Source organism: Mycobacterium sp. (genome assembly GCF_035499775.1).
GTDB lineage: Bacteria > Actinomycetota > Actinomycetes > Mycobacteriales > Mycobacteriaceae > Mycobacterium.
Map to the genome: position 1 here is coordinate 34,006 of NZ_DATJYB010000443.1, position 16,120 is coordinate 50,125.

General features: G+C 66.6%; 15 protein-coding genes and 1 tRNA gene. 11 read left to right on the top strand and 5 right to left on the bottom strand.

The window, feature by feature from the left end; genetic code table 11:
* Positions 1 to 11 precede the first annotated feature (11 nt).
* Together VML93_RS27435 and VML93_RS27440 are read left to right on the top strand one after the other, a co-directional pair.
* Entirely contained in the window at positions 12 to 2,060 is a 2,049-nt protein-coding gene (locus tag VML93_RS27435) for an ATP-binding cassette domain-containing protein (protein ID WP_325615399.1), read from the top strand.
* Positions 2,057 to 2,908 (top strand): energy-coupling factor transporter transmembrane protein EcfT, encoded by an 852-nt coding sequence (locus VML93_RS27440; protein WP_325615400.1) that lies wholly within the window; start codon positions 2,057 to 2,059, stop codon positions 2,906 to 2,908. Before VML93_RS27435 ends, VML93_RS27440 begins: the two co-directional genes overlap by 4 nt.
* Before the next feature lie 90 nt (positions 2,909 to 2,998).
* On the opposite strand, the gene VML93_RS27445 is transcribed toward VML93_RS27440, so the two are convergent.
* Positions 2,999 to 3,445: an Lrp/AsnC family transcriptional regulator gene (locus tag VML93_RS27445; protein WP_325615401.1), complete on the bottom strand. Its 447-nt coding sequence runs from the start codon at positions 3,443 to 3,445 to the stop codon at positions 2,999 to 3,001.
* A 125-nt stretch (positions 3,446 to 3,570) separates the two neighbouring features.
* On the opposite strand from VML93_RS27445, the gene ddaH reads away from it, so the two are divergent.
* The 4 genes from ddaH to VML93_RS27465 are packed head-to-tail and all read left to right on the top strand — an operon-like array spanning position 3,571 to position 8,013.
* Complete coding sequence (gene ddaH, locus VML93_RS27450) at positions 3,571 to 4,422, top strand: dimethylargininase (RefSeq protein ID WP_414686461.1); 852 nt, start codon at positions 3,571 to 3,573, stop codon at positions 4,420 to 4,422.
* Complete coding sequence (rocD, locus tag VML93_RS27455; RefSeq protein ID WP_325615402.1) at positions 4,419 to 5,654, top strand: ornithine--oxo-acid transaminase; 1,236 nt, start codon at positions 4,419 to 4,421, stop codon at positions 5,652 to 5,654. Before ddaH ends, rocD begins: the two co-directional genes overlap by 4 nt.
* A 29-nt stretch (positions 5,655 to 5,683) precedes the next feature.
* Entirely contained in the window at positions 5,684 to 7,138 is a 1,455-nt protein-coding gene (locus tag VML93_RS27460) for an amino acid permease (RefSeq protein WP_325615403.1), read from the top strand.
* Positions 7,135 to 8,013 carry a universal stress protein gene (locus VML93_RS27465; protein WP_325615404.1) on the top strand — a complete coding sequence of 293 codons (879 nt, stop codon included), beginning with the start codon at positions 7,135 to 7,137 and terminating at the stop codon, positions 8,011 to 8,013. Before VML93_RS27460 ends, VML93_RS27465 begins: the two co-directional genes overlap by 4 nt.
* A gap of 6 nt (positions 8,014 to 8,019) precedes the next feature.
* Here the strand turns inward: VML93_RS27465 and VML93_RS27470 are convergent, their stop codons facing one another.
* From VML93_RS27470 to VML93_RS27480, 3 genes are read right to left on the bottom strand one after another with little or no spacing between them, the layout of a single operon-like run.
* Complete coding sequence (locus tag VML93_RS27470) at positions 8,020 to 9,339, bottom strand: sugar ABC transporter substrate-binding protein (RefSeq protein WP_325615405.1); 1,320 nt, start codon at positions 9,337 to 9,339, stop codon at positions 8,020 to 8,022.
* Positions 9,336 to 10,157, bottom strand: coding sequence for a carbohydrate ABC transporter permease (locus VML93_RS27475; RefSeq protein WP_325615406.1), 822 nt, complete (start codon positions 10,155 to 10,157; stop codon positions 9,336 to 9,338). The genes VML93_RS27470 and VML93_RS27475 overlap by 4 nt, the downstream gene beginning before the upstream one ends.
* Positions 10,144 to 11,016 carry a sugar ABC transporter permease gene (locus VML93_RS27480; RefSeq protein WP_325615407.1) on the bottom strand — a complete coding sequence of 291 codons (873 nt, stop codon included), beginning with the start codon at positions 11,014 to 11,016 and terminating at the stop codon, positions 10,144 to 10,146. The genes VML93_RS27475 and VML93_RS27480 overlap by 14 nt, the downstream gene beginning before the upstream one ends.
* A 33-nt stretch (positions 11,017 to 11,049) precedes the next feature.
* Here VML93_RS27480 and VML93_RS27485 point away from each other — a divergent pair, with 33 nt between their 5' ends.
* The 5 genes from VML93_RS27485 (at position 11,050) to VML93_RS27505 (ending at position 15,795) form a co-directional block, all read left to right on the top strand.
* Positions 11,050 to 12,567, top strand: a complete 1,518-nt coding sequence (locus tag VML93_RS27485; RefSeq protein WP_325615408.1) for a TldD/PmbA family protein — start codon at positions 11,050 to 11,052, stop codon at positions 12,565 to 12,567.
* On the top strand, positions 12,564 to 13,937 hold the full coding sequence (locus VML93_RS27490; protein WP_325615409.1) for a TldD/PmbA family protein: 1,374 nt from the start codon (positions 12,564 to 12,566) through the stop codon (positions 13,935 to 13,937). Before VML93_RS27485 ends, VML93_RS27490 begins: the two co-directional genes overlap by 4 nt.
* A gap of 39 nt (positions 13,938 to 13,976) precedes the next feature.
* Positions 13,977 to 14,828, top strand: a complete 852-nt coding sequence (locus tag VML93_RS27495) for a carboxymuconolactone decarboxylase family protein (RefSeq protein ID WP_325615410.1) — start codon at positions 13,977 to 13,979, stop codon at positions 14,826 to 14,828.
* 643 nt (positions 14,829 to 15,471) lie between these two features.
* On the top strand, positions 15,472 to 15,663 hold the full coding sequence (locus VML93_RS27500) for a hypothetical protein (protein ID WP_325615411.1): 192 nt from the start codon (positions 15,472 to 15,474) through the stop codon (positions 15,661 to 15,663).
* A 58-nt stretch (positions 15,664 to 15,721) separates the two neighbouring features.
* A tRNA-Ile gene (locus tag VML93_RS27505) sits at positions 15,722 to 15,795 on the top strand.
* A gap of 147 nt (positions 15,796 to 15,942) precedes the next feature.
* Here VML93_RS27505 and VML93_RS27510 read toward each other — a convergent pair.
* On the bottom strand, positions 15,943 to 16,120 hold a 178-nt coding region (locus VML93_RS27510; protein WP_325615419.1), incomplete at its 5' end, for an ATP-binding protein.

The window sequence follows — 16,120 nt, forward strand, 5'->3', positions numbered from 1 at the left end:
CAATCGATGAAGTGATCGCCCCGGACCCTCCCTCTACGCGCCATCGGGGTGGAGCGCTGCATCCGGGCGAACTGGCCCAGGCTTCGGTCATGGCGGCACTGTGCGCGGTGACCGCGATCATTTCTGTCGTCGTTCCCTTTGCCGCGGGCTTGGCGTTGCTGGGCACCGTGCCGATGGGGCTGTTGGCCTACCGCTACCGGATGCGGGTCCTCGTCGCTGCGACCGTTGCCGCCGGGATGATCGCCTTTCTGATCGCCGGGCTGGGCGGCTTCATGGCTGTCGTCAACAGCGTCTATATCGGCGGGCTGACCGGACTGATCAAGCGCAAGCGCCGGGGCACACCCACGGTGATCGTCTCGGCGCTCATCGCCGGCGTCTTCTTCGGCGCGGCGAACGTGGGGGCGCTGGCCGTGATGTCCAGGCTGCGGCACCTGATCTTCGCCGCGATGACGGCAAACACCGAGGGGACGGCGTCCTTCCTGACCCGGGTGCATATGGGGGGCCTCGCGGCGGGCTTGAAGCGGTATTTCGCCATTGGCATGCATTACTGGCCGTGGGTGCTGGGCGTCTATTTCGTCATCATGGTCCTGATCGTGTCGTTGATCGGGTGGTGGGCGTTGTCGCGTGTGCTGGAGCGGATGCGCGGTATCCCCGACGTCCACAAGCTGGACGCCCCGGCCACCGACGGCGACCCCGACGTTCCGGTCGGGCCGGTGCCGGTGCGGCTGGACAAAGTCCGCTTCCGCTACCCGGGCGCCGCCCAGGACGCGCTGCGCCAGGTCAGCCTGGATCTGCGGGTCGGCGAACATGTCGCGATCACCGGCGCGAACGGCTCCGGCAAGACCACGCTGATGCTGATCCTGGCCGGCCGGCAACCGACGTCGGGCACTGTCGATCGTCCCGGCACGGTGGGTCTGGGCAAGCTGGGCGGCACGGCGGTGGTGCTGCAACACCCGGAGAGCCAGGTGCTGGGCACCCGGGTCGCCGACGACGTGGTGTGGGGGCTACCGCCGGGCACGGATGTCGATGTCGACCGTTTGCTCAGCGAGGTCGGCCTCGAGGCACTGGCCGAACGCGACACCGGAAGCCTGTCCGGCGGCGAACTGCAACGCCTTGCCCTGGCCGCGGCGCTGGCCCGCGAGCCCGCGATGCTGATCGCCGACGAAGTCACCAGCATGGTCGACCAGCAGGGCCGCGACGCCTTGTTGAAGGTGCTGTCGGGGCTGACCAAACGGCACCGGACCGCGCTGGTCCACATCACCCACTTCAACAACGAGGCGCAGTCCGCGGACCGCGCGATCAACCTCAGCGATTCACCGGACAACACCGACATGACCGAAAAGGCGCACACGCCGGCGCAGCCCGTGTCGGTGGATCACGGCCGCAGCGCCGCCGCACTCGAAGTGATCGGCGTCGGTCACGAATACGGCAGCGGCACACCGTGGGCCAAGACCGCACTGCGCGACGTCAGTTTCGTGGTGGAGCAGGGCGACGGGGTGCTGATCCACGGCGGCAACGGCTCGGGTAAGTCGACGTTGGCGTGGATCATGGCGGGGCTGACCGTTCCGACAACCGGCGCCTGTCTGGTTGAGGGGCGGCCCACCCACGAGCAGGTCGGCGCGGTGGCGTTGTCGTTCCAGGCGGCCCGGCTGCAGCTGATGCGCAGCCGCGTCGATCTGGAAGTGGCTTCGGCAGCCGGCTTTTCACGGCGTGACGAAGACCGGGTGGTCGCCGCGCTGAGCGTCGTCGGATTGGATCCCACCCTGGCCAAGCGGCGCATCGACCAACTCAGCGGCGGCCAGATGCGTCGTGTGGTGCTGGCCGGGCTACTGGCCCGGTCACCGCGGGCGTTGATTCTGGACGAGCCGTTGGCGGGGCTGGACGCGGCCAGCCAGCGTGGCCTGCTGCGGCTGCTCGAGGACCTGCGCCGCGAACGGGGTCTGACCGTGGTCGTCATTTCCAATGACTTCGCCGGGCTGGAGGATCTTTGCCCGCGAATCTTGCACCTGCGCGGTGGTGCCGTTGAGCCGATGCCGGCCGCGGCGGGAGGTGTGTCGTGACCGCGATCTCGACGTCGGAGCGCGGGGCGAACAAGCGCCCGTCTCGTCCGGTGGTATTGCTGGTTCCGGTGCCTGGCAGGTCCACCATCCACGACCTGTGGGCCGGCACCAAACTGCTGGTCGTTTTCGCCTTTTCGGCGCTGCTCTCCTTCTATCCCGGATGGGTGACGATCGGGTTGGTGGCGGCCCTGGTGACTGCGGCGATCTGGATTGCGCGCATTCCGCGCGGCGCGATGCCGTCGGTACCGCGCTGGCTGTGGATGCTGCTCGCTTTCGGGTTTGTCACCGCGGCGCTGGCGGGTGGCAGCCCGATCGTCTCGCTGGGCGGGACCCAGGTCGGCCTCGGCGGAGCCTTGAACTTCCTGCGGTTCACCGCGCTGTCGATCGTCTTGCTCGCGCTGGGCGCGATGGTGTCCTGGACTACCAACGTCGCCGAAATCGGTCCCGCCATAGCGACTTTGGGCCGGCCGCTGCGACTGCTCCGGATCCCGGTCGACGAATGGGCGGTGGCTTTGGCGCTGGCGCTGCGTGCCTTCCCGATGTTGATCGACGAGTTCCAGGTGCTCTACGCGGCTCGCCGGCTACGGCCCAAGCGGATACCGAGAAGCCGCAAGGCCCGGCGTCGGCGACACGCGTTGGAGCTGATCGACTTGCTTACCGCCGCAATCACCGTCACGCTGCGGCGCGCCGACGAGATGGGCGACGCCATCACCGCCCGTGGCGGCACCGGTCAGCTGAGTGCCAATCCGAGGCGACCGAAACTGGCGGACTGGGTGACGCTGGCGATCGTCATCGTGGCCGGCTGTTCGGTTGTGACGATCGAGACGATGTTCCACCTCGCCCGTTAGGGCCGCTCGCGACGCTGCGAGCGTCCGTATGTGTACGGCGACACGCTGGCATCCGCGTACATTTGCGGTCGCTCGCGGCGGCCGCAGGAGTTAGGGCCGCACCCGGTCGATCAGGTTCGACAGCACCACGATGCTCTCGCTGCGCTCGATGTCGGCGCTCGACCGGATCCGCTCCAGCGCCGCTTCCAGATGCCGCATGTCGCGCGCCAGCACATGCAGGATCGCGTCTGACGTGCCGGTAACGGTTGCCGCGCTGACCACTTCGGGGATGTCCACCCAGGCTGCCTGCAGCTGATCGGGCGCGATCCTGCCGTGGCAGAACACCTGCACATACGCCTCGGTGTTCCAACCGAGCGCATTGCGGTCGACGACAGTGGTGAAGCCCCTGATCACCCCGCTGTCGAGCATCCGGTCGACGCGACGCTTCACCGCCGGGGCGGACAGGTTCACCTTCTGCCCGATCTCGGCGAAGGTCGCCCGCGCGTGCTCGGCCAGCTCGGCCAGGATGCGCTCGTCGGTGTCGTCTAGTCGTTCCATGGGCTTCCTCTAAGCACTCTGACGCAATAGATCGCTATTTATGCGACTTTAGCGCAATAAATACATGCTGGACACGCAACAGCCGACGTTTGATTGTGCCACAGCGTCAAAATATCGTTGATTTCATGTCGGACTTCTTTGTCGCCGCGCATGCGCCTCCGCTGCAACACCGGGTCCGCACGGCCCGCACCCGCCGGTATGCGATGACCCCGCCGGCATTCTTCGCCGTCGAATACGCGATCAATCCCTGGATGGATACCGGCACACCGGTCGACGTCGACGTCGCGTTAGCGCAGTGGGAGCAGCTGCACCTGACCTACCTTCTGCTGGGCCACACCGTTGAGCTGGTCGAGCCCGTGCCCGGGCTGCCCGACATGGTGTACGCCGCCAACGGCGGGTTCATCGCCAACGGCATTGCCGTCGTCGCCAGATTCCGATTTGCCGAGCGGGCCGGCGAGTCGAAGGCCTACTCGAGGTGGATGTCGTCGGTCGGCTATCGCCCCATCTCGACCCGCCACGTCAACGAGGGACAGGGCGACCTGCTGAAGGTCGGCGAAATGGTGTTGGCGGGCTACGGTTTTCGCACCGATCGGCGTGCTCACGCCGAAATCGCCGCGGCCCTGGGGATGCACGTAATCTCCCTCGAATTAGTGGATCCCCGCTTCTATCACCTCGACACCGCGCTGGCCGTTCTCGACGACGAGACGATTGCGTACTACCCGCCCGCCTTCAGCGCGGCCGCCCAGGCGCGGCTGCACGCGCTGTTCCCTGACGCGATCGTGGTCGGCAGCGCCGACGCCTACGTGCTGGGGCTCAACGTCGTCTCCGACGGACTTCGTGTGGTGCTGCCCTCGGCCGCAACAGGTTTCGCCGCACAGCTGCGTGCGGTCGGCTTCGAGCCGGTCGGCGTCGATCTGTCCGAGCTGCTCAAGGGCGGCGGCTCCGTCAAGTGCTGCACGTTGGAGGTACACCGGTGACGATTCTGGACGCCATACCGACCTCGAACGAAGCCGTGACCGCGATCGAATTGGTCGAACGACATGCGGCACACAACTATTCGCCGTTGCCGGTGGTAGCGGCAAGCGCGCAGGGCGCGTGGATCACCGCTGTCGACGGTCGGCGCTACCTAGACTGCCTGGCCGCTTATTCGGCGGTCAACTTCGGCCACCGCAATCCCGAGATCACCGCGGCCGCCCACGCCCAACTCGACACCGTGACGCTGGTCAGTCGTGCCTTCCATTCAGACCGTCTCGGCCCGTTCTGCGCCGCGCTGGCCGAGTTGTGCGGCAAAGACCTGGTGTTGCCGATGAATTCGGGGGCCGAAGCCGTCGAGAGCGGGCTCAAGGTCGCCCGCAAGTGGGGCACCAAGGTCAAGGGCGTCCCTGCGGGCCAAGCCAATATCATCGTGGCCGACAGCAACTTTCATGGCCGCACCATCAGCATCGTCAGCTTCTCGTCCGATCCGGTGGCACGGGACGGATTCGGGCCGTTCACACCGGGATTCCGCTCGGTACCGTTCGGCGACGCCGGCGCGTTGGCGCGCGCGATCGACGAGAACACCGTCGCGGTGCTACTCGAGCCGATCCAGGGCGAGGCGGGCATCATCGTCCCTCCCGACGACTACCTGCCGGCCGTCCGTGCGCTGTGCAGCCGGCACAACGTGCTGATGATCGCCGACGAAATCCAGTCCGGGCTGGCCCGCACCGGCTACACCTTCGCCTGCGACCGCTGGGGCGTCGTCCCGGACATCTACCTGCTCGGCAAGGCGCTGGGCGGCGGGGTCGTCGCGCTGTCGGCAGTGGTCGCAGACCGCGAGATCCTCGGGGTGCTGCAACCCGGCGAACACGGGTCGACGTTCGGTGGCAACCCGTTGGCCGCGGCCGTCGGCACCACCGTGGTGTCCATGCTGACTCGGGGAGAATTCCAAACCCGCGCCGCCGAATTGGGCGCGCATCTGCACAAACGCCTGCGGGGACTGATCGGCGACGGTGTGCTCGCCGTGCGCGGCGTGGGGCTATGGGCCGGCGTCGACATCGAACCGGCGCTGGGCAGCGGCAAGGAAATGAGCCTGAGGTTGGCCGACCGCGGGGTGCTGGTGAAAGACACCCACGGTTCGACGTTGCGGTTCGCGCCGCCGCTGGTGATCACGGCAGAGGAAATCGACTGGGCGGTTTACCAGTTCGCCGCCGCGTTGGGCGAGGCAGCATAATCAGCTGATCTCAACCAACGGGAGGTGCAATGACCGCCCCTTCGATCAGTCTGAGGCAACAGTTGTTCAGGTGCCGCCCAGTGGGCGGCGCTCCTGTCGCTCACGGGGCCGCAGACCACCTCAAGCGCGGTATCACCACGTTCCAGCTGACGATGTTCGGAGTCGGCTCCACGATTGGTACCGGCATCTTCTTCGTGCTTTCGCAGGCGGTGCCGCAAGCCGGGCCGGGCGTGGTCGTCTCGTTCATCATCGCCGGCATCGCAGCTGGGCTCGCCGCCATCTGCTATGCCGAATTAGCTTCCGCCGTGCCGGTTTCGGGTTCGTCGTACTCCTATGCGTACACCACGTTGGGTGAGGCCGTCGCGATGGTTGTCGCCGCCTGCGTGCTACTGGAATACGGAGTGGCCACCGCCGCGGTCTCGGTGGGCTGGAGCGGCTACGTCAACAAGCTGCTGAACAACCTGTTCGGATTCCAGGTGCCGCATGCGTTGTCGTCGGCGCCGTGGGACGCCCATCCGGGCGTTGTGAACCTGCCGGCGGTCCTGCTGATCTGGATGTGCGCACTGCTCCTGATCCGCGGTGCCAGCGAATCGGCGAAGGTCAACGCGATCATGGTGCTGATCAAGCTGGGCGTGCTGGGGATGTTCGTGATCATCGCGTTCACCGCCTACGACGCCGATCAGCTCAAAGACTTCGCTCCGTTCGGTGTCGCCGGCATCGGTTCCGCGGCAGGGACGATCTTCTTCTCCTATATCGGCCTTGACGCCGTGTCGACCGCCGGCGACGAAGTGAAAGACCCGCAAAAGACCATGCCCCGTGCGCTGATCACGGCGCTGGTAATCGTCACCAGCGTCTACGTGCTCGTCGCGCTCTCCGCGCTGGGCACGCAGCCCTGGCAGAACTTCGCCGGGCAGGAAGAGGCCGGGCTGGCCACCATTCTGGACAACGTCACGCACGCGCAGTGGCCCAGCACCATTCTGGCCGCGGGTGCGGTGATCTCGATCTTCTCGGTCACGCTGGTCACCCAGTACGGCATGACCCGCATCCTGTTCGCGATGGGTCGCGACGGACTGCTGCCGCCGCGATTCGCGACGGTGAATACCCGCACGATGACCCCGGTGAACAACACCGTGATCGTCGCGACCGTGGCGTCGATTCTGGCGGCCGTCGTACCGCTGGACAAGCTGGCCGACATGGTGTCCATCGGCACGCTGACCGCATTCATCGTCGTTTCTGCCGGCGTGATCATCTTGCGGGTGCGCCAACCCGACCTGCCCCGCGGGTTCAAGGTGCCCGGCTATCCGGTGACGCCCGTCCTGTCGATACTGGCGTGCGGATATATCCTGGCCAGCTTGCATTGGTACACCTGGCTCGCGTTCAGTGGATGGGTCACGGTGGCGCTCATCTATTACTTGGCCTGGGGCCGTCATCACAGCGCGCTAAACGACCAACGACCCAACGAACCCATGAAGGAAGTGACGTGACCGTCGTCGTCGGCTACCTGGCCGGCAAGGTCGGGCTGTCAGGGTTGCACCTGGCGGTGCGCGCGGCGCGGACGCTGGAAACCTCGCTGACCGTGGCGACCATCGTCCCCAGGCCGTGGCTGACACCTTCGCTTGCCCGTGTCGACGCCGAATATGAGCAATGGGCGGAGCAGCTGGCCGCCGAGTCGGCCGCAGAAGCCCAGCGCTACCTGCGCAAATTGACCGACGGGATCGAGGTCACCTACTCCCATCGCGCGCACCGGTCGGTCTCTGGCGGGCTGATCGAGGTCGTCACGGAAGCCCAAGCCCAGGTCCTGGTGCTGGGATCGCTGCCCAGTGCCCGGCGTGGGCAGGTGGTAATCGGGTCGACCGCCGACTGGCTGTTGCACTCCTCGCCGGTGCCGGTGGCGATCAGTCCGCGCGGATACCGCGCCCACGCCGGTAGGTTGACACGGCTCACCTGCGCCTATTCGGCCACCCCGGAGTCGGTCGAGGTGCTGCGCCGGTGCGTCGAGTACGCGCGGCGGTTCGGGGTGCCGGTGCGGGTGCTCACCTTCGCGGTTCGCGGCAAGACGATGTACCCGCCTGAGGTGGGTCTGAACGTCGAGGATTCGATTCTGGACGCGTGGGCGTCGCAGGCGCGAGAAATCCTGGAAAACCTCAAGACTGACGGCATCGTCGGCAAAGATGTTGCACTGCAAGTGGTTACCGGCAGAACCTGGGCTCATGCGCTGGCCGCGGCGGACTGGGAGGACGGCGAGGTCCTGGCGCTGGGCACCCGACCGCGCGGCGACATGGCCAGGGTGTTCCTGGGCTCGCGCAGCGCCAAGATCATCCGGCACAGCCCGGTGCCGGTGCTGGTGTTGCCCGGTTAGCGCCGGCTATCGACGGGCGGCCGCGTTGGCCGCCGCCTGAGCCCGTCGCAGCAGTACCGCGATATCGCCGCGGCCCAGGAACATTTCGTCGAAATAGGATTGCAGGGCCTCGTTGCCGGCGGCGAAGCCGGCGCCACCGGGGGCCGGAATCCGGGGGCCTTTGAGCACGGCGAAGAAAGGTGTCACGTCGACGCCCCTGGCGGCCCAGTAGTCGAAGTAGACCGGCTGGGCTGAGCGCACCGCAGGAATGGCGGCGCCGAACCGGCCCAGGTAGGCATTGCCCTCCCGGCTACCCATCCAGGCCAGTACCTGACGTACCGCATCCGGATGTCTGGAGGCCGAATTGCCAGCCGCGGCAATACCGTTGGTGACGCTCACCCGGCCTTTGGGTCCGGCCGGCAGCATCGCCACAGCCCAGTGGAAGCGGGCATCGCGGGCCACCGGCGCCAGGCTGTAGGTGCCGGATTGGAACAACGCCATCCTGCCGGCCAGAAACTGGTTGCGCGAGAAGTCGCCGTTGCCGTTGGTATCCGACGCCGGCGGCGCGACGTGGTCGTCGTTGATCAGAGAAACCAGATAGCGAAACGCGTCTGCCGCGGCGGGATTGTCGAACGCGAATTCGTCGCCACGCTGGAACACCCCGCCCGCCGAGCCGATGTAGTTGAGGTAGATGGCCTGCGGGTCGTTGCCCGCGTTGTACCCCCACTGCCGGACCCGCCCGGCGTCGAAACCCGGTGTGCCCGCGGCATGCCCATCGGCGTCGAGAGTGAGCCGGGCCAGCATGGGGCGCAACGTGTCCCCGCCGTGCGGGCTCCACCGCAGGTCGTTCAGCGCGGCCGGATCGACACCGGCCGCACCGAGCAGGTCCGCGTTGTAGAACACGGCGATGCCGGCGTCGGTCAATTGCGGCACACCCCACAACACACCGCCGCGGGTGAACTGGTCCACCACCGCCGGTTCCCAGTCGGGGGAGGGATCGATTTTCATCAACCGGCCGCTGTCGGCGTAGGCGGCGAGGTAGGCGTTGGACAGCCAGAAGATGTCGTCGGCGCTGTCGCCGGCCACATCGGTGCGCAGGGTGTTGAAGTACGTCGAGTAGGACACCAGGTCGATGTGCACTTCGATATCGGGGTGCGCGCGGGTGAATGCGTCGAACGACTCCCGGTACGCCGCGGCGATCTGGTCGCCCCAGAGTCGCACCTTCACCACGGTCTTGCCGCCGCGAGGTTCACCCGACCTGCCCAGCAGCACCGCCGTCGTCGCCAGCAGCGCCGCGACGAGGGTCAGCGCCACGGCCATCAGCGTCGAGAAGCGGGGCCGGCTCATTTGAGCCCGGAGACGACGATCGAATCGACGATATGCCGTTGGGACGCAATGAAAAGCGTGATCAGCGGCACGATCGCGATCGTGGTCGCCGCCATCACCAGCGTCCACTGGGCGTTGAAGCGGGACTGCAGATCGGCCGTCGCCACGGTCAGCACCCGCCACTTGTGGCCGCTGGTGATCACCAACGGCCACATGAAATTGTTCCATTGCGACACCACGGTGATCAGCGTCAAGGCGGCCAGCACCGGCCGGCTGGACGGAATCACCACGTGCACGATGACGTCCAACGTGTGGGCGCCGTCCAGGCGCGCGGCGTTGATCAAGTCATCGGGGATCATCCGAAAGTGCTCGCGCAGCAGGAAAATCGCGTAAGGGGAACCGAACATGAAGGGCAGCACCAAAGCCCAGAAGGTGTTGCGCAGGCCGAGCTGGGCCATCATCAGATACAGCGGCACGACCGTGACCGTCGCCGGAACCATCAGGGTGGCGATGTAGACCCAGAACAGCACGTCGCGTCCGGCGAATTGCAGCCGGGCGAACGCATAGGCCGCCAGCACCGAAAAGGTCAACTGGCCCAACAGAATCACCGCGGTCATCAACGCCGTCACCACTGCCGCGCGGCCGAAGCCGGCGTCGCCCAGATGGGCGTAGTTGTCCAGGGTGGGTGGCCGCGGCAATTGCAGTGGCGTGCCGGTCGCGAACTGGTGCGCGGAGGTGAACGAGGTCAGCAACCCGAGCAGGAAGGGGGCCAACGTGATCACCGCGCCGACCACCAGGCCGGCGTAGATCATCGCGGCGGAGGCCCTACGTGAGGTCATAGCTGATCCGCCGCCGGAAATACAAATGCTGAACGATGGTCACGCCGACGAGGATGACGAACAGCAGCACCGCCATGACCGACGCCCGCCCGATGGCCGCCGCACCGAACGCCTCGGCGTAGATGCGGTGTGCCACCAGGTCGGTCCGGCCCGCCGGCCCGCCGTCGGTCAGCGCGTAGACGGTGTCGAAAACCTGTGCTGTGCTGACGATTCCGGTGACGAGGACGAAGAACATCGTCGGCCGCAGCATCGGCAGGGTGATGCGCCAGAACCGCTGCCAGGCAGTGGCGCCGTCGGTGCGGGCGGCGGCGTGGATGTCGGCCGGGATGGCCAGCAGGCCCGCCAGGAAGGACAGCGAGGTATAGCCGACGTTGGTCCAGATGATGACTGCTGACACGACGGGCAGCGCGAGACTGGGATCCGAAAGCCATTCGATGCGGTGTCCCAGCACGGTGCTCACGGCGCCGTCGGTGGGGGCCAGGATCCAGCGCCACAACACCGCGATCGCCAACGGGGCACAGATCCAGGGCAGCACGTACAGCGTGCGGAAGACCCCGGTGCCGGGCAGCTGACGGGCCAGCATCGTCGCGGCCAGCAGTCCGAGGACCGTCTGCGCCGGGACGACGATCAGCACGAAGATGGCGGTGACCACGAGCGAGTTGCCGAAGTCGGAGTCGGCGAACACCGAGCGCCAGTTGGCCAGCCCGACGTAGTGCAGCGGGCCCAGCAGGTCCCATCGGTAGAGGCTGAGCCAGACCACGACGAGGATCGGCAGCAGCAAAAAGGCGACCACGCCGAACAGACTCGGCGCGAGCAGGGCATACGCGAGAGTGGTGGATCGGCGTGGCGCGTCGGCCATGGATGTATTAAAGCGGGTCGTTACGGTGGACTGGTGACACCGAACCGGGGGATCGATGCCGACTTCCTGGGCCTGCCGCGCCACGAGCTGGCCGATGCCGCGCTGTCGGCGGCAAAAGCGGCCGGCGCCAGCCATGCCGACCTGCGGGTTCAGCGCACCAGCACGGAGATCATCCAGCTGCGCGACGGCGAGCTGGAAACCGCGGTCATCAGCCGGGAAGTCGGCTTGGCCGTCCGGGTGATCGTTAACGGAACCTGGGGTTTCGCGTCGCACGCCGAGCTGGCGCCGTCCGTCGCCGCCGAGACCGCCCGCCGTGCGGTGCACGTCGCCACCACGTTGGCGGTGCTGAACGCCGAACGGGTCGAGCTGGCGCCCGAGCCGATCTACAGCGACGCCACCTGGGTGTCGAACTACGAGATCGACCCGTTCACCGTTGCAGCGGCCGAAAAGATCGCCGTGCTCGAGGACTACTCCGGGCGGCTGCTGAGCGCCGACGGCATCGACCATGTGTCAGCCGGATTCACCGCCGCCAAGGAGCAGACGTTCTACGCCGATAGCTTCGGATCATCGATCACCCAGCAACGGGTGCGGCTGCTGCCGACGCTGGAAGCGGTAGCCGTCGACGCCGCGGCCGGCAGTTTCGACTCGATGCGCACGCTGGCGCCGCCCGCCGCGCGGGGTTGGGAGGCGGTGGCCGGCGACGAAATCTGGCACTGGACAGACGAACTCGCCCAACTGCCGTCGCTGCTGGCCGAAAAGGTCAAAGCGCCCAGCGTGACACCGGGCCCCAAGGATCTGGTGATCGACCCCACCAACCTGTGGCTCACTATTCACGAATCCATCGGCCACGCAACCGAATACGACCGTGCCATCGGCTACGAGGCCGCGTACGCCGGAACGTCGTTCGCCACGCCGGACAAACTCGGCATCATGCGTTACGGCTCACCGGTGATGAACGTGACCGCGGACCGCACCGTCGAATTCGGTTTGGCCAGTGTTGGTTACGACGACGAAGGGGTAGCCGCACAACGCTGGGATCTGGTGCGCGACGGCATGTTTGTCGGCTATCAGCTCGACCGGGTGTTTGCGCCGCGACTAGGGCAGCCCCGCTCGAATGGATGCGCGTATGCCGACTCGGCTCATCACGTGCCAATTCAGCGGATGGCCAACGTGTCGCTGCAGCCGGGTTCTGACGACCTCAGCACCGCGGACCTGATCGCACGGGTCGACGACGGCATCTACATCGTCGGGGACAAGTCGTGGTCGATCGACATGCAGCGCTACAACTTTCAATTCACCGGCCAGCGGTTTTTCCGCATCCGCGACGGCCGCCTGGACGGTCCGCTGCGCGACGTGGCGTATCAGGCCACCACCCTCGATTTCTGGAATTCGATGGAAGTCGTAGGGGGCCCGTCTACCTGGCGGCTGGGCGGCGCGTTGAACTGCGGCAAGGCGCAGCCCGGCCAGGTTGCCCCCGTCAGCCACGGCTGCCCGTCCGCGCTGTTCCGGGGTATCAACGTGCTCAACACCCGTACCGAGGGCGGCCGATGATCACACCGCAGCACGTCGTCAACATCGTTCTGGACGAGGCGGCGAAATCTCGGCGGGCCGACGAGACCATGGTGCTGGTCACCGACCGGATCGAAGCGACGTTGCGCTGGGCAGGCAATTCGATGACCACCAACGGGGTTTCGGTGAGCCGCAGCATTGCGGTGATTTCTATTGTGCGCCAGGGTGATAGCGCATACATCGGCACAGTGGTGTCCGCCGAGGTGGACCCGTCGGTGCTCCCCGGGCTGGTGCTGGCATCCCAGGAAGCGGCGCGCTCCGCGCCGGAGGCCGGTGATGCCGCACCACTGCTCGCCGATGCCGGCGCGCCGGTGGACTGGGATGCGCCGGTGGCCGGCACCGGCGCCGAGGTGTTCGCCGACGTCGCCGGCTCACTGAGCCGCGGGTTCCGTGGCACCGACCGGCTCTATGGGTATGCGCACCACAGTGTTTCGACGACGTTCCTGGCGTCGTCGACCGGGCTGCGTCGGCGCTACACCCAGCCCACGGGTTCCGTGGAGATCAATGCCAAACGGGGTGACGCCAGCGCGTGGGCGGGTATCGGCACGCCCGATTTCGTCGATGTGCCAACCGATTCGCTGCTCGACGACCTGGCGATCAGGCTGGGGTGGGCGGCGCGGTCGGTTGAACTGCCGGCCGGGCGCTACGAGACGATCATGCCGCCGTCGACAGTGGCCGACATGATGATCTACCTGGTGTGGAAGATGTCCGGCCGAGCCGCGCAGGAGGGCCGGACCGCGTTCTCGGCCCCCGGCGGTGGGACCCGGGTGGGGGAGCGGATCACCGAGCTGCCATTGACGCTGTTCTCCGATCCGTTCGCCCCCGGGCTGGCGTGCGTGCCGTTCGTCGCGGTGAGCAACTCCTCGGAGACGGTGTCGGTTTTCGACAACGGCATCGAAATCAGCCAGGTGGACTGGATTCGCAACGGGGTGATCAACGCGCTGGCCTATCCGCGCGCCACAGCCGCCAAATACGACGAGAAGGTCGCCGTGGCCGCCGACAACCTGGTGATGACCGGTGGATCGGCCGATCTGGCCGACATGATCGCGGGCACCGAGCGCGGCCTGCTGCTGACCACGCTGTGGTACATCCGCGAGGTCGAACCGACCACGCTGCTGCTCACCGGACTGACCCGCGACGGCGTCTATTTGATTGAGGATGGCGAGGTAACCGCGGCAGTCAACAACTTCCGGTTCAACGAGAGCCCACTGGACCTGTTACGGCGCGCCACCGAAGCCGGTGTCAGCGAGAAGACCCTGCCCCGGGAGTGGGGGGATTGGGCCACCCGTGCGGCGATGCCGACGCTGCGGGTACCGGACTTCTACATGTCGTCGGTGAGCCAGGCGCAATAGCCGTTTGCCGGTGGGCTGGACGCGTTCTACCGTGGATCGATGGCGGCTCCGGTTTCGGTTCAAGAAGATCAGCTGACGCGGTTGGTCGCGCTTTCCAGCGGTCGTATTACTGCACTGGTCCGGCAGGTGTGCGCCCAGGCGCTGTCGCTGCCGCCGTTGCCCGCCGAGGTCGCGGTGCAGGGGCCGGAGTCGGAGGCCGAGGCCGTCGTCGCCGAGTTTGCCGAGCAGTTCAGCGCCGATGTCACCGGGATCACTGGCGATCAGCGGTCGAGGCTGTTTAAGCAATTGGGGGACAGCACCTTTGGTGTCGTCGTGGCGATGTACATCGCCGACTTTGTGCCGCGGATGAGAGCCGGGCTGGAAGCGCTGGGTGTCGGTTCGGAATATCTGGGATGGGTGCGCGGGCCGGTGGAGTGGGATCACAACACCGATGTGTCGGGCGCGGTGTTCGACGACTTTATGCCGGCGGTCGCCCGGATGCGCGGGCTGGACCCGGTCACCTCCGAGCTGGTCCGGCTGCGCGGCGCGGCGCAGCACAACTGCCGACTGTGCAAGTCGCTGCGCGAGAGCACCGCACTCGACGCCGGGGGTTCGGAGACGTTGTATGACGAAATCGAGCGCTTCGAGAACTCGGAGTTTTTTGATGATCGCGTTAAAGCAGCGCTTCGGTATACGGATGCGTTAATTTGGACCCCGGCGCACCTCGTCGCCGATGATGCCGCCGAGGTGCGTTCACGCTTCTCCCAGGTTGAGGCCGTCGAACTCACCTTTGACATCATGCGTAACGCCAGCAACAAGATTGCCGTATCCCTGGGCGGCGATGCGCCTCGCGTGCAGTCTGGCACTCAGCGATACTTGCTCGACACCGACGGCCAGACGGTGTTCAGCTGACCGGAGGTTGGAGGGCCACATGTCACATCCAAGCCAAGGGCGGGGCGACGAGAGCGTGCCTCGCGGTGACCAGCCCACGCAGATGGCGCCCACGGGCTGGCAGCCGCCCGGTCAACCGGCGCAACCTCCGCAGCCAGGAGCGTCCCCGCCGCCGTACGGTGCCCCGCAGCATGGCGGGCCTCAATATGGCGCCCCGCAGTACGGTGTCCCGCAATACGGCGAGCAATACGGCGAGCAATACGGTGCCCCGCAGTATGGTGCCCCGCAATATGGCGGCCCGCAGTATGGAGCTCCGCAGTACGGGGCCCCGCAGTATGGAGCGTCGCAGTATGGAGCGTCGCCCTCGCCATATGGCGCCCCGCAGTACGGGGGGTACCCCGCTCCCGCCGTCGGCGGCTACGACGTCGCCCGACGCCCGGGCACCGTTACAGCCGCTGCGGTCATCGGATTTGTGTTTGGCGGGCTTCTCATTGTGTTCTGCCTGCTGGGCCTGATTGGACTTGCTGCTACTTCCGACACCATCAGGAACCGATACGGTTCGGGACTGCTTGCAGTCACTTTCGTGATTCTTTTGGTGAGACTTGCGATGGGTGGCCTGTACATCTGGGGTGGAGTCCGCGCCTTGCGGGGCCAGGGTAGGACAATGCTGATAGTTGTTTCGGCGATCGAACTCGCTCTCGCCTTGATTGGGCTAGTCGTCAGGGTCGGTGGCACGTCCAGCACCGGACTGGTGGGCGTGATCATCGACTTACTTTTCGTCGCGCCGATCCTGATATTGATCCTGCTGCCGGCCAGTGGGAACTTCTTTGCGGCCCGACGCGCCGGGCGGACCTAGCAGGCGGTGTGCTCGGCCACGCCGCGACGTGCGACCATGGTGGCCGCATCGCATCCTGGGGGCGGTAGCTCAGTTGGTTAGAGCCGCGGACTCATAATCCGTTGGTCGCGGGTTCGAGCCCCGCCCGCCCCACGTCAGAGGCTGTTTTTGCCGTCGCCGACTCAGCCAACAACCGCGTGGTGAAGTTCGCGGCCGGGGCCACCCAGGTCGTGCTGCCGTTCACCGGCCTCAACAACAACTACGGTAGTAACCTGCCGTTGAGCCGCACTCGGCACGCGTTTACTCCGCCGGGGCGGCATCCGCGGCGGGCGTCTGCAGCGGCAGCAGCACGATGAACCGCGTATCGCCTGGCACGGACTCCACCCGCAGATCCCCGCGATGGTTCTTGACGACGATGTTCCATGCCAGATCGAGCCCGAGGCCGGTGCCTTCCCCGAACGGTTTGGTGGTGAAGAAC